Genomic DNA, 20,095 nt, shown 5'->3' on the forward strand with positions numbered 1-20,095 from the left:
GGGATTCTCGCGGGCCCCAGTGCATATAAGGGTTCGCGCTCAGGCTTTTAGGCGATCCATGGCAGGTATCTCGGTTTCGTTGGAAGGGGCCAACATCCAGCTCTCCTTCCAGAAGGACGATCAGGCGACCGCCGTGGTGATGGATGCCCGCGCCGCCCGCGCCCTCGTGCGCGCCGTCGGGCAACTGCTCACCGCCATCGACGAACCCGAGGAGCCCGACATGGCCGAGGAGATGGGCGACGAGGAGATCGCGATGCTCGACGTGACCTCCTCCGCGATCGAGATCGGCACCGACGACCAGGGCCAGGCCGTCGTCGCGCTCCAGGCCGGCGCCCTGCCGCCGTTCCAGCTGCGCCTGACCGACGAGGAGGCCCGTCACGTGGCGACGAGCCTCTCCGAGATCCTCGCGGCCCCGCGCGACGTGCGGGCGTCGCACGGCGGCCATTGATCCGTTCCTACATCCTGACGCCGGGATCGGTCGGGGCGCCGGGAAACACGTCCGGCTCCGAGCCGGGGCCGCCGGGCTCGTCGATGCCGGGATCGTTCACCGGATAGGGCGTGCGCGGCCCTGTCGGCCCGATATCGGGCATCTCGTCCGGCGGGACGGGCGGCGGAAGGTCCCCGGGGGTCGGATCGGGGGTCGGAAGGCCGGGATTGGCCATGCGCTGCCTCGTGCAGTTGGGAATGAGCTAGCCAACGGATCGCCTGCGCGAGGGTTCCGCGCATTCCTGGGTTGCCGGATCGTCGGGGAACCGTGGGGAGAAGTCCCGGTTTGCCGGCCGACGTCATCCATCGGAGCGAACCGCCATGCCCGACATCAAGCAAGCCAAGGTCCTGATCCTCGCCACCGACGGGTTCGAGGAGACCGAGCTCACCGTCCCGCAGGCCAAGCTGCGGCAGGCCGGCGCGACGGTCCACGTCGCGTCGCCGAAATCGCGCGAGAAGCCGGAATCGATCCGCGGCTGGGACAAGACCGATTGGGGCAAGAACGTCGCGGTCGACCTCGACCTCGAGACCGTCGATCCGTCTGCCTACGATGCCCTCGTCCTGCCCGGCGGCCAGATCAACCCGGACAAGCTCCGCCTCGAGCCGAAGGCGTTGGAGGTGATCAAGGCCTTCGTGACCTCGGGAAAGGTCGTCGCCGCGATCTGCCACGCGCCGTGGCTGCTGATCGAGGTCGGCGCGGCGAAGGGCCGTGACCTGACCTCGTTCTCCTCGATCCGCACCGACGTGATCAATGCCGGCGCCCGTTGGCACGACCGCGAGGTCGTGACCGACCACGGCATCGTCACCAGCCGCAATCCTGGCGATCTCGATGCGTTCTCGGGGAAGATCATCGAGGAGATCGCCGAAGGGCGGCACGAGCCCCGCTCCCTCGCCGCCTGATCGCGCGACGACACCAGAGAAGGCCGCCTGCCCTCTCGGCGGGCGGCCTTTTCGTCAAATGGAAGCCTCGTGCTCCGCTCAGCGCTTGGCGACGACGGCCTTCTGCGCCTTCGGCTTCATGCCGGTGGTGCTGGCGATCAGCGCCGAGAGGTGATCCTGGTCGAGGTCCGCGGCCGCCTTCTGCGCCGGCTGGGCGGCGACGCGGTCGGGCTTGCGCGGCTCGATCGACCCGGTGGTCACCGGATCGGGCAGGCTCGCCAGAACCTGAGTGCTCGGCGCCGGATCGCGCTGGACCCGCAACGCCCAATGGGCGGCGGTGGACAGCGCCGCGATCGCCAGGATCGCCTTGACGCCGCTGGTGAGGAACCCCCGCATGATGGTCAAGCCCGACAAAACGCAGTGACACGCGACCGGTTCCCCGGCCCATTGCCACTGTTGCCGATGAGCGTGAACGAAATCCGAAGGTCGGCACCGGCTGCCGTCCCGGAACGGGGCGAAACTTGTGTGGGCCATGCGCCGGGTCCGCGGTTCCTGTTCCCCGCGCCTCCGACACGCCTGCAGCACCCCGGCCCACCAGGATTCACAGGAGCGGTCCAGAGAACTGGTCCGGGCCGCCCCGTCACTGCCGACCCCGCGTCCATGCAGGCCCGAGCGGGCTCGCGAAACCTTCAGGCGCATCGGCCGCGGGGACCGCCGATGTAGGTGAAGTGCAAAGAGCCGGCAACCGATGCTCAGGACGATCCGCGCGTCCGCGACGATCCGCCTGCCGCTTCGGCGAAGGCCAGGAGCGTGGCGACGTCGTCCTCGCCCTCGGGCGTCGCGAGATGCGCGAAGGTCTCGGCCGCTCCGGCGAAGATCGCGCCGCCGGCCGGGTCCGGCGCCAGGAAGTCGACGATCTCGTGCATTTCCGCGACCCATCGGTAGGCCTTCGGCATCATGTCGGGAAACCCGCCGGCGAAGCGGGCGAGCAGCTCCGGCTCGCTCTCCGCCAGCTCCGCCCGCAGCGCGTCGGCGGCGCCCGCGCGCTCTGCGCCGAGGACGATCGCCGCGGCCACCGCCTTCAGGCCCTTGTTGATGCCGGCATAGGCCATCTTCAGGGCGGACGCCGCCCCGACGCCACCCGCGCAGGCCCGCATGTCGAGGCCGCATGCGCGCAGGGCCATCAGCGGCGCGAGGTCGTCGCCGGCGACGTAGACCCGCGGCCCCTTCGCGCCGGGTTCGGGCGGGAGCCCGAGGATCGCACCATCGAGGAACGGTGCGCCCGTGCCCGCGATGATCGCGGCGATGCCGTGTACCGTCGCCGGCGACACCGCATTGCAATCGACGTAGACCGGCTTTTTCGGCTGAGCCGCCAGGCTCGGGGCGAGGCGGACCGCGAGGCCGGCGGCATCGGCCGGCGGCACGATTGACAGGATCAGGTCGGCCGCCGCGATCTCCGCATCGTCGGCGTGGCTCATGCCGGCGGCCCGGGCGCGGGCGCGGGTCCCGGCGCTCCTCCCCGTCAGCGAGGTCAGGACGCGGACGCCGTTCTCGGTGAGGCGGCGGGCGACCGCGCTTCCCATGGCGCCCGGGGCGATGACGGCGATGGTCGGCATCGAATCACCTCAAGCCATGGCCCGAACCACAGGGACGATCCGCGGCGGATCCGTATCGAAGTGGCAGGCACCCGATGGTGCCCGCCGTCGTCGTGCTAGCGCAGCGAGCCGCAGAAGCGCTGGATGCGGTTGCACGCTTCCTCCAGCGTCTTGGTCGAGGTGGCGTAGGAGATGCGCAGATTCGGGCCGAGGCCGAAGGCCGAACCGTGCACGGCGGCGACGCCCTCCGCCTGCAGCAGCTCGGTCACGAAGTCCTCGTCGGTGGCGATGGTCTTGCCCGACGGGGTCGTGCGCCCGATCGTCTCGGCGCAGGACGGGTAGACGTAGAACGCGCCCTCCGGCGTCGGGCATTGCAGGCCCTTGGTCTGGTTCAGCATCGAGACCACGAGGTCGCGCCGCTCCTGGAACGCCGCCTTGAACTGCGCGAGGTGCGCCTGCGTGCCGTCGAGCGCGGCCACCGCCGCCCATTGCGAGATTGAGGACGCGCCCGAGGTCTGCTGGCCTTGGACGAAGTCCATCGCCTTGATCAGCTTTTCCGGGCCGGCGGCGTAGCCGATGCGCCAGCCCGTCATCGCGTAGGCCTTCGAGACGCCGTTCATGGTCAGCGTGCGCTCGTAGAGGCCGGGCTCGATCTGCGCCGGGGTGACGAATTCGAAGTCGCCGTAGGTCAGGTGCTCGTACATGTCGTCGGTGAGCACCCAGACGTGCGGGTACCTCATCAGCACGTCGGTGATCTTCTTCAGCTCGGCATGGCTGTAGGCGGCGCCCGAGGGATTCGACGGCGAGTTGAGGATGATCCACTTGGTCTTCGGCGTCAGCACCCGCTCCAGCTCCTCGGGCTGGAGCTTGAAGTCGTGCGCCATGTCGGTCTCGGCGAAGACTGGCGTGCCGCCGCAGAGCACCACCATCTCCGGGTAGGACACCCAGTAGGGGCGCGGGATCACGACCTCGTCGCCGGGGTTCAGCGTCGCCAGCAGCGCGTTGTAGATCACGTGCTTGCCGCCGGTGCCGACGATGGTCTGGGAGACCTTGTAGTCGAGCCCGTTCTCGCGCTTGAACTTCTTCACGATCGCTTCGCGCAGCGGCACGATGCCCGACACCGGCGGATACTTGGTCTCGCCCCGGGCGATCGCCTCGATCGCGGCCTGCTTGATGTGCTCGGGCGTGTCGAAGTCGGGCTCGCCGACCGACAGGCTGATCACGTCCATGCCGCCGGCTTTCAGGTCGCGCGCCTTCTGCGTCATCGCGATCGTCGCGGATGGTTTTACGCGCGAGAGGGCGTCGGCGAGAAAGCCCATGGTCGGGTGCTCCGGTTTTCATGCAGGTTTCGCCGTCCCGTGACGGCGGCGGGACCGTAGTCGCGGCTCCTGGGACGAGCAAGGCGCCGGCTCGGGGTTCGCCGGCAAACGTCACGCACAGGGTGCAGGGCTCGTGCTCGACCGCCGCCTCGACGGCGGCTTCCGGCGACACCATCTCCTGGCGATGGCAACGCTCTCCGTCCTCGACCTGTCGTTCGTCGGTTCCGGCTCCAGCCCGGCTCAGGCGCTGCGCGACTCCCTCGACCTCGCCCGCCACGTCGACCGCCTCGGCTACGGGCGATACTGGCTCGCCGAGCACCATGCCCTGCCCTCGGTCGCGAGCCCGGCCCCCGACATCATGGTCGGCCAGATCGCGGCCGCGACCCGGACGATCCGGGTCGGCTCGGGCGGGATCATGCTGCCGAACCACGCGCCGCTGATGGTCGCCGAGCGCTTCAAGGTGCTGGAGGCGCTGTTTCCCGGGCGGATCGACCTCGGCCTAGGGCGCGCGCCCGGCACCGACGGCATCACCGCCCAGGCGTTGCGCCGGCGCGAGGCGCCGCGCGGCGGCGACGACTTCCTCGAGCGGCTGCAGGAGCTGATGCTGTGGGAGACCGGCGGCTTCCCCGAGGGCCATCCGTTCAACACCGTGACCGTGATGCCGGCCGGCGTGCCGCTGCCACCGATCTTCCTGCTCGGGTCGTCCGACTACAGCGCGCATCTGTCCGCACGCCTCGGGCTCGGCTTCGCCTTCGCGCAGCACTTCGCCTCATTCGACGCGCGTGGCCCGATGCTCGACTATCGCCGCGGCTTCCAGCCCTCGCGGTGGGGCACCCGGCCCCATGCGATCCTCGCGGTCGCGGCCGTCTGCGCCGAGACCGAGGCGCAGGCCGAGCGCCTGGCGCTCAGCACCCAGCTGGCGACGCTCCGGCGCGAGCGCGGCGAGTACGCTCCGATCCCGACGCTTACCGAGGCCGAAGCCTATCCCTACAGCGATGCCGAGCGCGCCCGCATCGCCCGCGGCCGAGACCGGTTGCATGTCGGCACGCCGGAGACTGTGCGCGCCCTGCTCTCGGGCCTCGCCGAGGCGACGCAGGCCGACGAGATCATGGTGGTCTGCGCCGTTCCCGATCAGGAGGCCCGGCGGCGCTCCTACAGCCTGCTGGCGCAGGCCTGGGGACTCGCCGAGACGGCCGCGGCAGCGTGAATCGCCGGACGACATCCTGACCAGCCTGTCGCCTCGACCGGTCCCGGGCTCCTGACATCGATCCGGGATCGGCGCATCCTGGCGGTCTCGACGCGGCTTCGCGGCGTCGGGCACGCGGATGGCCCGTCGAAGGGCCACCACCCAGGCATCGACGATCTCGGGAGGAGAGAACGATGGGCGATCGACGCGATTTCCTGAAGGCGACGGCCGGTCTCGCGGCCACCGCCATGGCCGCCCCGGTCGCGGCACGGGCCGCGGAGAAGGGGCCGCCCGCGCCGACTGCCTTCGGCATGCCGCGCGACATGATCCTGATCAACCTGCGCCGCGACGGCGGCTACGGCCTCGGCCTGAAGACACCGGACGGCGTGCTCGACGTCGCCGCCGCCGGGAAGGCGGTCGGCCTGCCGGTGCCGGCCGACATGGACGACCTTCTGCAGAACGGGAAGGGCCTGATGCTGCGCGCGGTGATCGATGCGGTCGAGGCGGCCCCCGACCCGCGGCTGACGATCCCCGAGGACCGGATCGCCTACGCGCCGCTGGTCACCCGGCCGGAAAAGATCATCATGATGGGATTCAACTATCGCAAGCACGCCGAGGAGACGGGAACGCCGCCGCCGAAGGACCCGCCGCTGTTCAACAAGTACAACAACACGCTCAACCATCACGGCGGCACGATCCGGCTTCCGACGCAGGCGGCGCGCGAGTTCGACTACGAGACCGAGCTGGTGATCGTCTTCGGCCGGGAATGCCGCGACGTCTCGGAGGCCGACGCGCTCGACTACGTCGCCGGCTACGCCACCGGCAACGACTTCAGCGCCCGCGACCTGCAGACGCTGACCTCGCAGTTCATGATCGGCAAGACCTCGGACGGGTTCGCTCCGCTCGGGCCCTACCTCGTCACCGCCGACCGCGTGCCCGACCCGAACAATCTGCGCCTGGTGACCAAGGTCAACGGCGCGGTGCGGCAGGACTGGACGACCGCGGACATGATCTTCAACTGCCGCCAGCTGATCAGCTTCGCCTCGAAGGTGATGACCATCAAGCCGGGCGACGTCTTCTACACCGGCACGCCGCAGGGGGTGATCTTCGGCGAGAAGATCCCGCGGGCGGAGCGGCAATGGCTGAAGCCGGGCGACGTCATCGTGTCGAGCCTCGAAGGGCTGGGCGAGCTGCAGTTCAGCCTGGTCTGACCGGCGTTCGGAAATACCTATCCGCCCGCTCTCAACGGTCCACACCGCTTGCGGGAACGACGTGGCTCCGTACCGGCAACCGAGGGATCGCGCGGATCACCGCGCGGTCCTTTCTGTCGTCTAGGGCCGAGGCCGCCGCGTCTCAGCCGCCGAACAACCCGCGCAGGCGGCTGAGGAAGCCGCCGGTCGGGGTCGTCGCGGCGGCGGCAGCGCTCGTCGGCGCGGCCGCGGCCGCCCGCGTCGGCGCCTGAACCAGCCCCAAAGCCGCCGTGTCCGTGCTCTCGCGATCGATCAGGATCAGGCCGCCGGTGTCGCGGGTCTCCGCGTAGGGGTCGAACGGCACCGCGCGGTCGAGCTTGAGCGTGACGTCGGCGATGTCGTTGGCGACGAGCTTCTCCGCCGAGCCGGGCTGCCCGGTCTCGGGGTCGATGCGGTTGCGGATGCGGTCCACCACGGCGTTGGCCGTGACGGTGCCGACCTTGGCGAGCAGCGCCGTGCCGGGGGCGAGCTCGGTCTCGGCGGCCCAGAACAGGCGCACGTCGAGGGTGTCGGAGACCTGCATCGGATGCGAGGCGGCGGCGATGACGCTTCCGCGCGAGGCGTCGACCTCGTCGGCGAGCACCAGGGTGACCGACTGGCCCTCCTGGGCGCTGGCGAGATCGCCGTCCGGGCCGACGATCCGCGCCACCGTGGAGGTGCGCGCAGACGGGGCGATCGCCACCGCGTCGCCCGGCTTCACCGTGCCGGCGGCGATGAGGCCCGAGAACCCGCGGAACTCAGAGTTCGGCCGGTTGACCCACTGCACCGCCATGCGGAACGGCGCGGCCAGCGCCTCCTCGTGCACCGGCACGCTCTCGAGATAGGCCAGCAGCGGGCCGCCCTGGTACCACGGCGCGGAGACCGCCGGCAGCACGACGTTGTCGCCGTTCTTGGCCGAGAGCGGGATCGCCCGGACCTCGACGAAGCCGAAATCGCGCGTGAAGGCGGAGAAGCCCGCCACCAGCCCGTCGAAGGTGGCCTGCGACCAGCCGACGAGGTCCATCTTGTTGATGGCGAGCACGACGCGGCGGATGCCGAGCATCGAGACCAGCAGGGCATGGCGCCTGGTCTGGCGGGTCAGGCCCTGGCGGGCGTCGACCAGGATCACAGCCACGTCGGCGGTCGAGGCGCCGGTGGCCATGTTGCGGGTGTACTGCTCGTGGCCGGGCGTGTCGGCGACGATGAACGAGCGCTTGTCGGTGGAGAAGAACCGATAGGCGACGTCGATGGTGATGCCCTGCTCGCGCTCGGCCTGGAGGCCGTCGACGAGAAGCGCCAGATCGACCTCCTGCCCTTGCGTGCCGTGCTTCTTCGAATCGCGCTGGAGCGCGGTGATCTGGTCGTCGAAGATCTGCTTGGTGTCGTGCAGCAGGCGGCCGATCAGCGTCGACTTGCCGTCGTCCACCGAGCCGCAGGCGATGAAGCGCAGGACTTCCTTGCTCTGATGCGCGGCCAGGAAAGACGCGTAGCCGAACTCGGGGGCGTCGAACGCGTCCTTGGAGGGGTGGACCGTCATCAGAAGTAGCCTTCCTGCTTCTTGCGCTCCATGGCGCCGGCGCCGTCCTTGTCGATCACCCGGCCCTGCCGCTCCGAGGTGCGGGCGGCCAGCGTCTCGCCGATGATCGCCGGCAGCGTGTCGGCGCCGCTCTCGACCGCGCCGGTGAGCGGATAGTCGCCGAGCGTGCGGAAGCGGACCTTGCGCAAGGTCGGCGTCTCGCCGGGCTCCAGCGGCAGGCGTTCGTCGTCGACCATGATCAGCTGCCCGTCGCGCTCGACCACCGGCCGCGGCTCGGCGAAGTAGAGCGGCACGATCGGGATCCGCTCCTGCTCGATGTAGAGCCAGATATCGAGTTCGGTCCAATTGGAGAGCGGGAAGATGCGCAGGCTCTCGCCGCGCTTCTTGCGCAGGTTGTAGAGGTGCCAGGGCTCGGCCCGCTGGCGCTTCGGGTCCCAGCGGTGCTGGGCCGTGCGCAGGGAGACGATCCGCTCCTTGGCGCGCGAGGCCTCCTCGTCGCGGCGGGCGCCGCCGAAGGCCGCGTCGAACTTGTGCTTGTCGAGCGCCTGCCGCAGCGCCTGCGTCTTCATCACGTCGGTGTGGACTTCCGAGCCGTGGCTGATCGGGCCGACGCCGCGGGCGAGCCCGTCCTGGTTGGTGTGGACGATCAGGTCGAGGCCGAGCTCCTTCGCGCGGGCGTCGCGGAAGGCGATCATCTCGCGGAACTTCCAGGTCGTGTCGATGTGCATCAGCGGGAACGGCAGGCGGCCGGGGGCGAACGCCTTCAGCGCCAGGTGCAGCAGCACCGACGAATCCTTGCCGATCGAGTAGAGCATCACCGGGTTCTCGGTCTCGGCGACCGTCTCCCGGAAGATGTGGATGCTCTCGGCTTCCAGCCGCTGCAGGTGCGTGAGGCGGCTGCCGGCTTGCGCCTGGATCGCGGGTGCGGCGCTCATCGGGCCATCTCCGGTCTGTGGGATTGCGTGGTCTCGAATGCCGCGGCTTCCTCGCCGGGCGCGACGTCGGCCTCGGGCACGTGGACGTGCAGGCCGCATTCCTTCTTGGATTCCCGCTCCCACCACCAGCGGCCGGCACGCTCGGGCTCGCCGACGCGGACGGCACGGGTGCACGGGGCGCAGCCGATGGAGGGGAAGCCGCGATCGTGCAGCACGTTGTAGGGCACGTAGTTGTCGCGCACGAAGCGGTCGACGTCCTCGCGCGTCCAGTCGGCCAGCGGATTGAGCTTGATCAGGTCGCGGCTCTCGTCGAACTCGGCGAGCGGCGTGTCGGCGCGGTTGGCGGACTGGCCGGCGCGCAGGCCGGTGAGCCAGCCGGCCGCCCCGTCGAGGGCGCGGCCCAGTGGCTCGACCTTGCGGAAGCCGCAGCAGGTTTGCCGCGCCTCGACCGAATGGCGGAAGCCGTTGATGCCGGATTCGCGCACGAACGCTTCCTCGGATCGCCGCTCGGGGGCGTAGGCGCGGATGCGGATGCCGTAAGCCGCCTCCGTCTCCGCCCAGACGTCGTAGGTCTCGGGATAGAGCCGCCCCGTATCCAGGGTGACGATCTCGGTCCGGCCCTTGGCCATCGCGAGCGCGTGCGTCAGCGCCTGATCCTCGATGCCGAGGCTCGTGGTGAAGACGAGGCGTCCGGAGATCGTCGCCTCGATCAGGGCGATCCGCCCCTTGAGGTCGAGGGGCTTGAGCTGGGCGGCGAGATCGGCCGCCGCCTGGGGGGTGGGAAGGGTCATCGCCTGTTCGTTCGCGGGCCGGGTCGTGCCAGGGGCACTGGTTGTTCCCTGAGATGTTCGCTATAACGAACGGTGTCAAGGCGCCGCCGCGAGGCCCGGATGCCCTGCGCTGCGATGCAGTAAGCCCTGGCAACACGCCGTAATCGGGATCGGTTGCGCGGAAATGGAAGTTCCTTCTCATGGGCGCCCTGCATGGGCCGCATGGCGAAGCGACGTCGAGATGCGAGGTTGGCCGTGGATTCGATCGATCTGAAGATCCTGGCGCTGCTGCAGACGGACGCAACCCTGTCGATCGCCGCGATCGGCGAGCGGGTCGGCCTGTCGCAGACCCCGTGCTGGAAGCGCATCCAGCGCCTTGAGGCCGACGGGGTGATCGACCGCCGCGTCGCCGTGCTCGACCCGGTCAAGCTCGGCCTCGGGCTCACCGTGTTCGTCTCGATCGAGACCGCCGACCATTCGCGCGAATGGCTGGAGCGATTCGCCGGCACCGTCTCGGCGATGCCCGAGGTGCTGGAATTCTACCGCATGGCCGGCGACGTCGATTACATGCTCCGCGTCGTCGTGGCCGACATGAGCGCCTACGACACGTTCTATAAGCGCCTGATCGCGACGCTGCCGTTGAAGAACGTCACCTCGCGCTTCGCGATGGAGAAGGTGAAGTCGACGACGGCCCTGCCGCTGCCCGCGCCACCGACGAACGGCCGCCAGATCCAGGGATTGCCGCCGACCCTCGTGGCGGTCGGAGAATAAAGTTCTTTTTTGCGCCGCAACGACGATCGACTCCTTCTCCAAATCAAGCGTTCTGTAAAACGGACGTTTTCCCGTTGACAGGGGCCTTCCGCCCCACGACATGGTCTTCCGATGTCACGCCAAAGCCTTCTTCCCCGCACCGCGCCGTTCGGCGACAGCGAGCGGGCCAGCCTCGACGCCGTGCTCGGCAGCGCCACCGCGATCCAGCGCGCCTGGCTCGCCGGCTTCCTCGCCGGGATCGACGCGGCCGGCGGGCAGCCTGCGGCGGCACCGGCCGCTCCGCCGAAGGCCGCCGAGCCGCTGACGATCATCTACGCCAGCGAATCCGGCAACTGCGAGGCCCTGGCCGGCACCGTCGCCAAGCTCGCGCGCAAGCAGGGCTTCAAGCCGAAGGTCATCGACTTCGCCGACCTCGACCTCGCCGTGTTGCCGAAGGCCGGCAAGCTCGTCGCCATCGCCGCGACCTGGGGTGAAGGCGAGCCGCCCGCCCGCGCGACCCACACCTACAACGCCCTGATGGGCGACGGCGCCCCGCGCCTCGACGGCGTCGAGTTCGCGGTGCTCGCGCTCGGCGACACCTCCTACGCCGAGTTCTGCGCCATCGGTAAGGCGCTCGATGCCCGTTTCGAGACGCTGGGCGGCAAGCGGGCGGCCGAGCGCGCCGACCTCGACCTCGACTACGAGACGCCGGCCGCCGCCTGGATCAAGGACACGCTGAAGGCGCTGGCGCCAGCCCCGGTCGCCGCCGACAACGTCGTGGCGGTCGACTTCGCCCGCGCCACGGCTGCCGAGGACGAGGATGCCGAGCCGAGCCGCGAGCCGGTCGTGGTCGAGGTGGTCGAGCACGTGAACCTCAACTCGTCGCGCTCGGACAAGGAGACGATTCACCTCGCGCTGGCCTTCGAGGACGGCGCGCCCGCCTACGAGCCCGGCGACTCGCTCGAGATCTACCCGGAGAACGACCCGGCCCTGGTCGAGGAGATCCTGAAGGCGACCGGCCTGACCGGCGACGAGGCCCTGCGCCGCTCGCTGCTCGCCGAGCGCGACATCACCACCCTCTCGGCCGCCACGGTCGAGCGCTTCGTGAAGGCGACCGGGCACGACGAGGCCAAGCGGCTGATCGAGAGCGGCGAGGTCCGCGCCTGGATCGAGGGCCGCCACCTCATCGACCTGATCGAGACCTACCCGGCGGCCCTGACCGCCGAGCATCTCGGCGGCATCACCCGTCCGCTGCCGCCGCGCGCCTACTCGATCGCCTCCTCGCGCAAGGAAGTCGGCGACGAGGTCCACCTCGTGATCGCCGCCGTGCGCTACGAGACCCACGGCCGGGCGCGGACCGGAGTCGCCTCGACCCACGTCGCCGACCGGATGTCGGACGGCGCCAAGCTCCGGGTCCGCCTGAAGCCGAACCGCCACTTCCGCCTGCCCGCCGACCCGGCGACCGATATCATCATGGTCGGGCCCGGCACCGGCGTCGCCCCGTTCCGCGCCTTCGTGCAGGAGCGCCGCGCGGTCGAGGCCACCGGCCGCTCCTGGCTGTTCTTCGGCGACCGGCACTTCACCCACGACTTCCTGTACCAGCTCGAATGGCAGGAGGCGCTGGAGGACCGCTCGCTTACCAAGATCGACGTGGCGTTCTCGCGCGACCAGCCGGAGAAGCTCTACGTGCAGCACCGCATCGACCAGCATCGCGAGGAGCTGGTGGAGTGGCTGGAGGGCGGCGCGCACCTCTACGTCTGCGGCGACGCCAAGGCGATGGCCAAGGACGTCCGCGTCGCGGTCGAGAACGCCTACGCGGCGGTGAAGGGCCTGAGTGCCGACGATGCCGCAGCGGCGGTGTCGGCCCTTGAGCGCGCCGGCCGTTACCAGCAGGACGTGTACTGACGCCACCTCTTCCCTCTCCCCCCTGCGGGAGAGGGTGGCCCGCGAAGCGGGTCGTGAGAGGGGAACGACGATGCCGGATACGGCGCTCCCCTCTCACGACCCCTGCTGACGCAGGTGCCACCCTCCCCCGCAAAGGGGGAGGGAGATGCGTCGGCAGTCGAAACGAATCGAGACGGATCACCGCCATGGACGACCACAAGCCTGCTTCCGAGCGCGTCTACGAGACCCCACCGACCGGCCGCCCGATCGACGAGGCGGAGGCCGCGCGGGCTGCGGGGCTCGCACACAACGAGCACCTGAAGATCGCCAGCGGCTATCTCCGCGGCGGGCTCGCCGACGGGCTGCTCAAGCACGCCACCGGCGCGATCTCCGACGATGACGGCCAGCTCGTGAAGTTCCACGGGATGTACCTGCAGGATGATCGCGACCTGCGCCCGGAGCGGACCAAGAAGAAGCTCGACAAGGCCTACGCCTTCATGATCCGCCTGCGCATCGCCGGCGGCGTCATCAGCCCGAAGCAGTGGCTCGCGCTGGACGACATCGCCACGACCTATGCCGGCGACGCGATCCGCGCGACGACGCGCCAGACCTTCCAGTATCACGGCGTGATCAAGTCGAACCTCAAGCGCACCATGGCGGCGATCGACGCCGCGCTGCTCGACACCATCGCTGCCTGCGGCGACGTCAACCGCAACGTCATGGCCGCGACCAACCCGGCCCAGACCCACGCGCACGCCGCGGCCTACGAGCTGGCCAAGGACATCTCCGATTCGCTGCTGCCGCGGACCAACGCCTGGCGCGAGATCTGGCTCGACGGCGAGAAGGTCGTCGGCGGCGAGGAGGAGTTCGAGCCGGTCTACGGCAAGACCTACCTGCCGCGGAAGTTCAAGATCGTCGTCGCGGTGCCGCCCTCGAACGAGGTCGACGTGTTCGCGCACGACCTCGGCTTCATCGCGATCCTCGACAAGGCCAACAAGCTCACCGGCTGGAACGTCACCGTCGGCGGCGGCATGGGCATGACCCACGGCGAGCCGGACACCTTCCCGCGCACCGCCGACCTGATGCTGTTCTGCAAGCCGGACGAGGCGGTGAAGGTCGCCGAAGCGGTGATGACGGTGCAGCGCGACTGGGGCAACCGCACCAACCGCAAGAACGCCCGGCTCAAGTACACGATCGAGCGCTACGGCCTGAAGGCGTTCCGCGCCGAGGTCGAGGCGCGCGTCGGCAAGACCTTCGCCGACCCGAAGCCGTTCGCCTTCACCGGCAACGGCGACCGCTACGGTTGGACCGAAGGCGACGACGGCCGCCACCACCTGACGCTGTACGTGCCGTCGGGCCGGATCAAGGATTACGACGACGGCCCCAAGTTCCTGAGCGGCCTGCGCCGGATCGCCACCGAGCACGAGGGCGACTTCCGGCTCACCGGCAACCAGAACGTGATCATCGCCAACGTGCCCTCCGAGAAGCGGGCGGCGATCGAGGCGCTGGTCGACGAATACGGCCTGACCAAGGGCGCCGGCGCCCTGCGGCGCAACTCGATCGCCTGCGTCGCGCTGCCGACCTGCGGCCTCGCCCTGGCCGAGAGCGAGCGCTACCTGCCCGACCTGATGACCGAGCTGGAGGCGAGCCTCGCCCGCCACGGCCTGCAGGACGACGAGATCACGATCCGCTCGACCGGCTGCCCGAACGGCTGCGCCCGCCCGTTCATCGCCGAGATCGGCCTCGTCGGCCGCGGCCCCGAGCGCTACCACCTCTACCTCGGCGCCGCCTTCGACGGCTCGCGCCTGGGCAAGCTCTACCGCGAGGACGTGAAGGCCGACGAGATCCGCGACACCCTCGACCCGCTCTTCGCCGACTACGCGCGCGGCCGCAATCCGGGCGAGCGCTTCGGCGACTACCTCGTCCGCGCCGGCCACGTGGCGAAGACCACCAACGGGCCCGACTTCCACGACAACATCGGCGCGCTGAAGCCCGCCGCCTGACGCGAAACCGCCTCCGCGCCGCGAGCGTTCGGAAACCTCGGCTCGCACCTCGCGTTGCGCCTGCATCGGCGTAACCCGGGGGCGACCATGAGTGATGCAAAGGCGATCCGCTACGCGGTGGTCGGCGGCGGCTGGATCTCGCAGGCCGCCTTCATGCCGGCGGTGGCGCAGACCGGCAATTCCACGATCACGGCGCTGGTCACCGGCGATCCGGAGAAGGCCGCTTCGCTCGGCGAACGCTATCGCCTGACCACCTTCTCCTACGACCGCTACGCCGAGGCGCTGGCCTCCGGGCTGTTCGATGCGGTCTACCTCGCGCTGCCGAACGGGATGCACCGCGAATACGCCGTGCCCGCGCTGGAGGCCGGCATCCATGTGCTGCTCGAGAAGCCGATGGCGACGAGCGTCGCCGAGTGCGAGGCGATCATCGCCGCGGCCGAGCGCGGCAACGCCCGGCTGATGCTGGCCTACCGCCTGCACTTCGAGCCCGGCACCCTCGACGCGATCGAGCGGGTGCGGACCGGCGCGATCGGCGAGCCGCTGGTCTTCACCGCGACCTTCGGCCAGCACGTCGCGACCGAGAACCACCGCGCGCACCAGGGTTACTGGGCCGGGCCGGTGCCGGACATGGGCACCTATCCGATCAACGCCGTGCGCAACCTGTTCGCCGACGAGCCGGTCGAGGTCCACGCCCACGGTACCCGCCGGCCGGGAAGCCCCTACGCCTTCCACGGCACCGTCGCGGTCACGCTCCGCTTCCCCGGCGACCGCCTCGCGCAGTTCACCGTCTCCTACGAGACCGACTCGGTCGACGCCTACCGCATCGCCGGGACCGAGGGCGACCTCCTGATGGCGCCGGGCTTCACCTTCGGCCAGTCGCTCGCGGGCGAGCTGACCCGTGGCGGCGAGGCCGAAGCCCTGTCCTATCCGAGCGTCGACCAGTTCGGGGCCGAGACGCGGTACTTCTCGGATTGCATCCTGAACGGCCGCGTGCCGGAGCCGGACGGCGAGGAGGGGCTGGCCGACGTCCGCATCCTCGCCGCGATCGAGCGCGCGCTCGAGACCGGCCAGCCGCAGGCCCTCGCGCCGATGCGACGGCGGACGCGGCCGGATGCGTCGCAAGCGATCGCGCTGCCCGAGATCACGCCTCCGGACCTCGTCAACGCCGCCAAGCCGGGCGGCTGAACGCGGCGAGCGGCCGGCGTTGCGACCGCCTCGCTCTTACCCATCACCGCGTGCTGAAGTGATCGCGCCGAGTGGACCTCGTGAGCAGCAAGCTCTTGGGATCACGCGGCCGTCTGCGGTGTCGCCGCGCGGCATCTCGGCACCAGGGACGCGCAGGAGGCGGCGATCGACGAAGCGCCCAGCTCATGCGCGTCGGAACAAGGTTCGTCGTGCGTCGCTATGTTGCCTCGCAGCAAACACGTGCTGCCCTGCAAAGACCAAAGCTTGACGGTAAGATGCGGATAAATCTCCGCGCGCGTCGAACGAAGTCGGGCCGTGCTCGTTATCCCGAAAATCCGTACGGGACCGAGACATGGCCAAGCACGAAATCCTCGGATACTTCGAACACCGCCGCGACGGCGCCTGGGTCTGCGTCCGTCCGTTCACGCTGACGACCAAGAGCGCGGCGGTCGACATCCGCCAGGGCATGCGCTTCGACTACGGCAAGCGCGTCGGCGGCGTCGACCTCGCCGAATACCTCGAGCAGCTCGGCTCGCAGTTCGGTTCGTAAGCCGTCTGCTTTACCGGCGTTCGATCGATTGGGGTGATGCGGGTCCTCCGGCCCGCGTCGGTCACAAGCGGTAGGCGGTCCGGCAGCCGCCCCAGTGGCGCCCGTTGATCTTCAGCGGTGCGTCGACCTCGGTCACCATGATGATCTGGGTGCCGAGTTCGCGTCGGTAGACCTGAAGCGTCACCGGCCGCATTGAACGCGCCGCCGTGATGCCGGTTCGGTCGTCGAAGATGCGCAGGTTTCGCGCGTTGACGTGGTTCCACATCGGGTCGTCGCTGCGCTGCGGCTGCGAGTAGACCCGGTTGTGGAACGGCAGGAAGCCGTTGCGGTCGGTCAGGATGCAGAACATCATCCGCTCGTCCCGCCCGAGTTCCGCCTCGAGGATCGGTCCGAGCAACCGCCCGATCGGCTCGACCGAGCGCGTCATGAACTGCGCCGGGTTCGAGCCGCCGATCGGCTGGTAGTCGGTGTCGAACAGGGCCGCCTCCGACACGCGCCCCGCGGCCAGCTCTCCTTCGAGGATCGACGCGGCCTGCGCCGCGAGGGCCTGGACCTTGACGATCAGCGGCGCGTGCTCCGCGTGGATCGACGCGATCTTCGCTAGCAACTTGTCGCGGAACGCGCCGTCGTTCGCCTGGAACGCGCAGTGCACCCCCATCGCGCTCGTCGCCACCACCTGTGCCTGGATCACCCCGACGGTGTCGATCGCGATGGCGATGCCGGCGCCGACCGCGATGGATTCCCCCTCCGGCGCGCGCAGCAGGACGCCGCCCTCGCTCAGATCGACCGTGCGGGTGCTGCGCCCATCCGGCAGGCGGACCTGGAGGTCGGTCGGGTAACGATCGAACCGGCGCCGGTCGCCGAGCTCGCTCTGGCGGACCACGGTGACGAAGCGCTGGCCCAGGCGGCCGGCCTGCTCGGCCGCGGACGCGGTGGCCGACTGCATGCGCTCCGCCTGGCGGTCGAGGTCGAACGCGGCGGCGCTGGCCGAGCCCGCATCCGCGTCGAGATGCGCGACGAGGTCCGAGGTGCGGGTCGCCTCGTCGACGATGCTCGTGACCGTGCGGGCTTGGATGTCGGCGATCTCCCGGACGCTGGCGAAGGACGGGCGGACCGATTCGATGGCCCCGGCCGCGGCCTCGATCGCGGCGCCGGAGGCGGCGGCGCCTTCCCGGAGGCGCAGGACGCGGGTCCGCACCTCCTCGGCCGCCCGCGCCGTCTCGACCGAGAGCGCCTTGACCTCGGCCGCGACGACCGCGAAGCCGCGCCCGGCCTCGCCGGCGCGGGCGGCTTCGATCGTGGCGTTCAGCGCGAGCAGGTTCGTCTGCCGCGCCACCGCGGCGATCGTGTCGACGATGCCGGCGATCTCGTTGCCGGCCTGGGCCAGCGTCGCGATCAGGGCGCGCGCCTCGGAGCCGCGATCGCCGGCATGGTCGAGATGACCGCCGGCCTGCGACATGGCCGCGGCGGTCTGGCTCGCGAGGGTCGACAGGCTTCCGGTCTGGCCGGCGAGGCTCGCGGTCGCCGCGGCCGCGTTCCGCGAGACCTGGACGAGGTCGTCCATCTGCGCCCGGATCGCGGAGAGGCCGCCCTTCATCTCGGCGACGTCGCTCTGCGCGGTCTCGATCGAGCGGCTCACCCCTTCGATCGCGGAGCGGACGTCTTCCTCGATGGCGTTCACGACGTCGCCGTCGAGACGCGCCGCGACGGCCGCCACGGGCTTGGGCTGCTCGATCGCCTCCACTGGCGTGGAGGCGTCGATGGTGCGCGCTGGGGCTCTGGTTCTGAACTGGAACAGCATACCCTCAGATGTGACTGAAGTCCGCTACCATCCTGTTAACGCTGCCGGGATCATGCGAGGGACGCGGTCGAAACGACCGGTCGCGGTTCAGGCGCCGCCCCACTGCATCGTCAGGCCGCCGTCGACGACGAGGGTGTGCCCGGTGACGTAGTCGGCATCGTCGCTGCTGAGGTAGAGGATCGCCTTGGCGATGTCGTCGGGCTGCCCGGCGCGATGCCACGGGATCCGCTCGAGCGACTTGTCGAGCACCTTCGGGTCCTTGAAGCGGTCGGCGGTCATCGGCGTCTCGATCAGGCCGGGCGCGACGTTGTTGACGTTGATCTTGTCCTCGGCGAGCTCGCGCGACAGGCTTCGGCAGAGCGATCCGACGCCCGCCTTCGACATGCCGTAGGGCGCGCTTTCCGGCGTCGGCAGGTGCTGCGCGACCGACGAGACCATCACGATCTTGCCGCGGCCGCCCTGCACCCGGCGCAGCTTGATGAAGGCGCGGGCGCAGAACAGCGGCCCCATCAGGTTCACGCGCAGGATGTGCTCCAGCCGCGCATCCTCCATGTCCGCCACCGCCATCCCGCTCATCGCCTGCCCGGCATTGGCCACCAAAATGTCGATCGGCCCGAGGTCGCTGGCGATGCGGTCGAAGGTGGCGGTGACGGAGGCCGAGTCGCCGACGTCGTTCTGGATCACCAGCGCCCGGCGCCCGGTCTCCTCGACCAGGCGCGCGGTCTCGGCGATGCCGTTCGCATCGGTATTGTAGGTGATCGCGACGTCCGCGCCGTGCTGCGCGAACAGGAGTGCGGTGGCCCGGCCGATCCCAGAATCCGCACCGGTGATCAGGGCCTTCTTGCCTTCGAGCTTCATCGGTGCTGGCTTCGCTGCTGGAGGTGGTCCGGCCCCGCCATCGGGCCGTTTCAGCGGGCCAATTCGGGCGTCGCGGCCCGGTTCCTCAAAGGTGCGCGGTCCGACATTTTGACGCTTTGCCGGATTGCGGCATACGCTCGGTCCATGACCATCGCCGTCGACCTAGAACGCATCCAGAGCGACGAGAGCGCGCCGACGACGCGCTGCCGGATCCTGGCGACGGCCGAGCGCTCGTTCCGCGAGATCGGCTACCAGAAGACCACCGTCGCCGACATCGCCAAGACGCTGAAGATGAGCCCGGCCAACGTCTACCGGTTCTTCGACTCGAAGAAGGCGATCAACGAGGCGGTGGTCGAGCGCCTGGTCGGCGAGGTCGAGGCGCTGATCTCGACGATCGCCGACGCCCCGGGCTCGCGCGCCGCGGACCGCCTGACGGCGGTGATCGGGGCCTTGTACCGCGACACCTCCGAGCGCTGCCGCGCCTTCCCGCGCATGCACGAGATGATCGAGGCGGCGATGAGCGAGAGCTGGGAGGTCTGCCGCCATCACGTCGACCGGATCGGGGCGGTGTTCGAGCGGATCGTCGTCGACGGCGTCGCGCGCGGCGAGTTCGAGACGGACGATCCGGCCGGCACGGCGCGCTGCCTGCACACGGCGATCGCGCGCTACAGCCATCCGCTGCTGGTCAGCCAGTATCCCGACGCGCCCGTGCCGGACCTCGACGTGATGATCGCGTTCCTGCTGCGAAGCCTGCGACCGGCTGGCCGCTGAGACGGGTCGGTCACTCCGATGCGGGGTTGGCCGGCTCCGGCGCGATGCCGACGTTCGGCTGCTTGCCGTCGTAGCCCTCGATGATCAGGATGTCGGCGTCGGCGCCGTTCTTCTGCTTGGCGCGCGCGGCCTGGTAGCTGTCCGACTTCCAGCAGGCGAGCGCGTCGTCGTAGCTCGCGAACTCGATCACCACGTTGCGGGCACGCGCCGTCCCGGTCACCGCCTCGAAGCGTCCGCCGCGCACGAGGAAGCGGCCGCCGAACTCGGCGAAGGCGGCGCCGTTCGAGGCGGCGTAGTCCTTGTAGGCCTCCGCGTCCCGCACATCGACCCGGACGATCCAGTAGCCGCGCGTCATTC

At 70.0% G+C, this 20,095-nt stretch carries 20 protein-coding genes; 10 read left to right on the forward strand and 10 right to left on the reverse strand.

Annotated features, from left to right (window positions below):
* The first annotated feature begins 58 nt into the window (after positions 1–58).
* Positions 59–448, forward strand: coding sequence for a hypothetical protein (locus tag ACFZ8E_RS18200; protein WP_147843063.1), 390 nt, complete (start codon positions 59–61; stop codon positions 446–448).
* Positions 449–455: 7 nt separating this feature from the next.
* On the opposite strand, the gene ACFZ8E_RS18205 is transcribed toward ACFZ8E_RS18200, so the two are convergent.
* Complete coding sequence (locus ACFZ8E_RS18205; protein WP_243934347.1) at positions 456–662, reverse strand: hypothetical protein; 207 nt, start codon at positions 660–662, stop codon at positions 456–458.
* A gap of 145 nt (positions 663–807) precedes the next feature.
* On the opposite strand from ACFZ8E_RS18205, the gene ACFZ8E_RS18210 reads away from it, so the two are divergent.
* On the forward strand, positions 808–1,386 hold the full coding sequence (locus ACFZ8E_RS18210) for a type 1 glutamine amidotransferase domain-containing protein (protein ID WP_243950287.1): 579 nt from the start codon (positions 808–810) through the stop codon (positions 1,384–1,386).
* Between the two features lie 78 nt (positions 1,387–1,464).
* On the opposite strand, the gene ACFZ8E_RS18215 is transcribed toward ACFZ8E_RS18210, so the two are convergent.
* From ACFZ8E_RS18215 to ACFZ8E_RS18225, 3 genes are all read right to left on the reverse strand, one after another.
* Positions 1,465–1,761 (reverse strand): hypothetical protein, encoded by a 297-nt coding sequence (locus ACFZ8E_RS18215; RefSeq protein ID WP_243950289.1) that lies wholly within the window; start codon positions 1,759–1,761, stop codon positions 1,465–1,467.
* Positions 1,762–2,117: 356 nt separating this feature from the next.
* The gene (locus ACFZ8E_RS18220) at positions 2,118–2,981 is read right to left on the reverse strand and encodes a DUF1932 domain-containing protein (protein WP_405043414.1); all 864 of its coding nucleotides are present in this window, start codon (positions 2,979–2,981) and stop codon (positions 2,118–2,120) included.
* Positions 2,982–3,076: 95 nt separating this feature from the next.
* Positions 3,077–4,279, reverse strand: coding sequence for a pyridoxal phosphate-dependent aminotransferase (locus ACFZ8E_RS18225; RefSeq protein ID WP_243950293.1), 1,203 nt, complete (start codon positions 4,277–4,279; stop codon positions 3,077–3,079).
* Between the two features lie 184 nt (positions 4,280–4,463).
* Here ACFZ8E_RS18225 and ACFZ8E_RS18230 point away from each other — a divergent pair, with 184 nt between their 5' ends.
* Both ACFZ8E_RS18230 and ACFZ8E_RS18235 read left to right on the forward strand, forming a co-directional pair.
* Positions 4,464–5,486, forward strand: coding sequence for an LLM class flavin-dependent oxidoreductase (locus ACFZ8E_RS18230; protein ID WP_147725965.1), 1,023 nt, complete (start codon positions 4,464–4,466; stop codon positions 5,484–5,486).
* Positions 5,487–5,659: 173 nt separating this feature from the next.
* The gene (locus ACFZ8E_RS18235; protein ID WP_405043415.1) at positions 5,660–6,676 is read left to right on the forward strand and encodes a fumarylacetoacetate hydrolase family protein; all 1,017 of its coding nucleotides are present in this window, start codon (positions 5,660–5,662) and stop codon (positions 6,674–6,676) included.
* A gap of 142 nt (positions 6,677–6,818) precedes the next feature.
* On the opposite strand, the gene cysN is transcribed toward ACFZ8E_RS18235, so the two are convergent.
* From cysN to ACFZ8E_RS18250, 3 genes are read right to left on the reverse strand one after another with little or no spacing between them, the layout of a single operon-like run.
* Complete coding sequence (gene cysN / locus ACFZ8E_RS18240; RefSeq protein WP_243989113.1) at positions 6,819–8,231, reverse strand: sulfate adenylyltransferase subunit CysN; 1,413 nt, start codon at positions 8,229–8,231, stop codon at positions 6,819–6,821.
* Positions 8,231–9,166 carry a sulfate adenylyltransferase subunit CysD gene (gene cysD / locus ACFZ8E_RS18245; RefSeq protein WP_405043416.1) on the reverse strand — a complete coding sequence of 312 codons (936 nt, stop codon included), beginning with the start codon at positions 9,164–9,166 and terminating at the stop codon, positions 8,231–8,233. Before cysD ends, cysN begins: the two co-directional genes overlap by 1 nt.
* Complete coding sequence (locus ACFZ8E_RS18250) at positions 9,163–9,957, reverse strand: phosphoadenylyl-sulfate reductase (protein WP_405043417.1); 795 nt, start codon at positions 9,955–9,957, stop codon at positions 9,163–9,165. The genes cysD and ACFZ8E_RS18250 overlap by 4 nt, the downstream gene beginning before the upstream one ends.
* Before the next feature lie 234 nt (positions 9,958–10,191).
* Here ACFZ8E_RS18250 and ACFZ8E_RS18255 point away from each other — a divergent pair, with 234 nt between their 5' ends.
* The 5 genes from ACFZ8E_RS18255 (at position 10,192) to ACFZ8E_RS18275 (ending at position 16,308) form a co-directional block, all read left to right on the forward strand.
* Positions 10,192–10,707 (forward strand): Lrp/AsnC family transcriptional regulator, encoded by a 516-nt coding sequence (locus ACFZ8E_RS18255; RefSeq protein ID WP_147725948.1) that lies wholly within the window; start codon positions 10,192–10,194, stop codon positions 10,705–10,707.
* 111 nt (positions 10,708–10,818) lie between these two features.
* The gene (locus ACFZ8E_RS18260; RefSeq protein ID WP_405043418.1) at positions 10,819–12,591 is read left to right on the forward strand and encodes a sulfite reductase flavoprotein subunit alpha; all 1,773 of its coding nucleotides are present in this window, start codon (positions 10,819–10,821) and stop codon (positions 12,589–12,591) included.
* A 185-nt stretch (positions 12,592–12,776) separates the two neighbouring features.
* Entirely contained in the window at positions 12,777–14,573 is a 1,797-nt protein-coding gene (locus tag ACFZ8E_RS18265) for an NADPH-dependent assimilatory sulfite reductase hemoprotein subunit (protein WP_405043419.1), read from the forward strand.
* An 87-nt stretch (positions 14,574–14,660) separates the two neighbouring features.
* Positions 14,661–15,758 carry a Gfo/Idh/MocA family protein gene (locus tag ACFZ8E_RS18270; protein ID WP_405043420.1) on the forward strand — a complete coding sequence of 366 codons (1,098 nt, stop codon included), beginning with the start codon at positions 14,661–14,663 and terminating at the stop codon, positions 15,756–15,758.
* Between the two features lie 352 nt (positions 15,759–16,110).
* Positions 16,111–16,308: a hypothetical protein gene (locus ACFZ8E_RS18275; RefSeq protein ID WP_147842373.1), complete on the forward strand. Its 198-nt coding sequence runs from the start codon at positions 16,111–16,113 to the stop codon at positions 16,306–16,308.
* A 61-nt stretch (positions 16,309–16,369) separates the two neighbouring features.
* Here the strand turns inward: ACFZ8E_RS18275 and ACFZ8E_RS18280 are convergent, their stop codons facing one another.
* Positions 16,370–18,109 (reverse strand): methyl-accepting chemotaxis protein, encoded by a 1,740-nt coding sequence (locus ACFZ8E_RS18280; RefSeq protein ID WP_405043421.1) that lies wholly within the window; start codon positions 18,107–18,109, stop codon positions 16,370–16,372.
* Between the two features lie 87 nt (positions 18,110–18,196).
* Positions 18,197–18,967 (reverse strand): SDR family NAD(P)-dependent oxidoreductase, encoded by a 771-nt coding sequence (locus ACFZ8E_RS18285; protein ID WP_405043422.1) that lies wholly within the window; start codon positions 18,965–18,967, stop codon positions 18,197–18,199.
* 144 nt (positions 18,968–19,111) lie between these two features.
* On the opposite strand from ACFZ8E_RS18285, the gene ACFZ8E_RS18290 reads away from it, so the two are divergent.
* Positions 19,112–19,738 carry a TetR/AcrR family transcriptional regulator gene (locus tag ACFZ8E_RS18290; protein ID WP_147726032.1) on the forward strand — a complete coding sequence of 209 codons (627 nt, stop codon included), beginning with the start codon at positions 19,112–19,114 and terminating at the stop codon, positions 19,736–19,738.
* Between the two features lie 10 nt (positions 19,739–19,748).
* On the opposite strand, the gene ACFZ8E_RS18295 is transcribed toward ACFZ8E_RS18290, so the two are convergent.
* Positions 19,749–20,093: a DUF1330 domain-containing protein gene (locus tag ACFZ8E_RS18295; protein ID WP_405043423.1), complete on the reverse strand. Its 345-nt coding sequence runs from the start codon at positions 20,091–20,093 to the stop codon at positions 19,749–19,751.
* Between the last annotated feature and the right edge of the window lie 2 nt (positions 20,094–20,095).

It is taken from the genome of Methylobacterium sp. HMF5984, assembly GCF_045033435.1.
Taxonomy (GTDB): domain Bacteria; phylum Pseudomonadota; class Alphaproteobacteria; order Rhizobiales; family Beijerinckiaceae; genus Methylobacterium.

What these genes read in the sequence shown, in the direction of transcription:
- ACFZ8E_RS18200 (WP_147843063.1), top strand. Translation starts at nt 59, where the DNA reads ATGGCAGGTATCTCGGTTTCGTTGGAAGGGGCCAACATCCAGCTCTCC.
- ACFZ8E_RS18205 (WP_243934347.1), bottom strand. Translation starts at nt 662, where the DNA reads ATGGCCAATCCCGGCCTTCCGACCCCCGATCCGACCCCCGGGGACCTT.
- ACFZ8E_RS18210 (WP_243950287.1), top strand. Translation starts at nt 808, where the DNA reads ATGCCCGACATCAAGCAAGCCAAGGTCCTGATCCTCGCCACCGACGGG.
- ACFZ8E_RS18215 (WP_243950289.1), bottom strand. Translation starts at nt 1,761, where the DNA reads ATGCGGGGGTTCCTCACCAGCGGCGTCAAGGCGATCCTGGCGATCGCG.
- ACFZ8E_RS18220 (WP_405043414.1), bottom strand. Translation starts at nt 2,981, where the DNA reads ATGCCGACCATCGCCGTCATCGCCCCGGGCGCCATGGGAAGCGCGGTC.
- ACFZ8E_RS18225 (WP_243950293.1), bottom strand. Translation starts at nt 4,279, where the DNA reads ATGGGCTTTCTCGCCGACGCCCTCTCGCGCGTAAAACCATCCGCGACG.
- ACFZ8E_RS18230 (WP_147725965.1), top strand. Translation starts at nt 4,464, where the DNA reads ATGGCAACGCTCTCCGTCCTCGACCTGTCGTTCGTCGGTTCCGGCTCC.
- ACFZ8E_RS18235 (WP_405043415.1), top strand. Translation starts at nt 5,660, where the DNA reads ATGGGCGATCGACGCGATTTCCTGAAGGCGACGGCCGGTCTCGCGGCC.
- cysN (WP_243989113.1), bottom strand. Translation starts at nt 8,231, where the DNA reads ATGACGGTCCACCCCTCCAAGGACGCGTTCGACGCCCCCGAGTTCGGC.
- cysD (WP_405043416.1), bottom strand. Translation starts at nt 9,166, where the DNA reads ATGAGCGCCGCACCCGCGATCCAGGCGCAAGCCGGCAGCCGCCTCACG.
- ACFZ8E_RS18250 (WP_405043417.1), bottom strand. Translation starts at nt 9,957, where the DNA reads ATGACCCTTCCCACCCCCCAGGCGGCGGCCGATCTCGCCGCCCAGCTC.
- ACFZ8E_RS18260 (WP_405043418.1), top strand. Translation starts at nt 10,819, where the DNA reads ATGTCACGCCAAAGCCTTCTTCCCCGCACCGCGCCGTTCGGCGACAGC.
- ACFZ8E_RS18265 (WP_405043419.1), top strand. Translation starts at nt 12,777, where the DNA reads ATGGACGACCACAAGCCTGCTTCCGAGCGCGTCTACGAGACCCCACCG.
- ACFZ8E_RS18270 (WP_405043420.1), top strand. Translation starts at nt 14,661, where the DNA reads ATGAGTGATGCAAAGGCGATCCGCTACGCGGTGGTCGGCGGCGGCTGG.
- ACFZ8E_RS18275 (WP_147842373.1), top strand. Translation starts at nt 16,111, where the DNA reads ATGGCCAAGCACGAAATCCTCGGATACTTCGAACACCGCCGCGACGGC.
- ACFZ8E_RS18280 (WP_405043421.1), bottom strand. Translation starts at nt 18,109, where the DNA reads ATGCTGTTCCAGTTCAGAACCAGAGCCCCAGCGCGCACCATCGACGCC.
- ACFZ8E_RS18285 (WP_405043422.1), bottom strand. Translation starts at nt 18,967, where the DNA reads ATGAAGCTCGAAGGCAAGAAGGCCCTGATCACCGGTGCGGATTCTGGG.
- ACFZ8E_RS18290 (WP_147726032.1), top strand. Translation starts at nt 19,112, where the DNA reads ATGACCATCGCCGTCGACCTAGAACGCATCCAGAGCGACGAGAGCGCG.
- ACFZ8E_RS18295 (WP_405043423.1), bottom strand. Translation starts at nt 20,093, where the DNA reads ATGACGCGCGGCTACTGGATCGTCCGGGTCGATGTGCGGGACGCGGAG.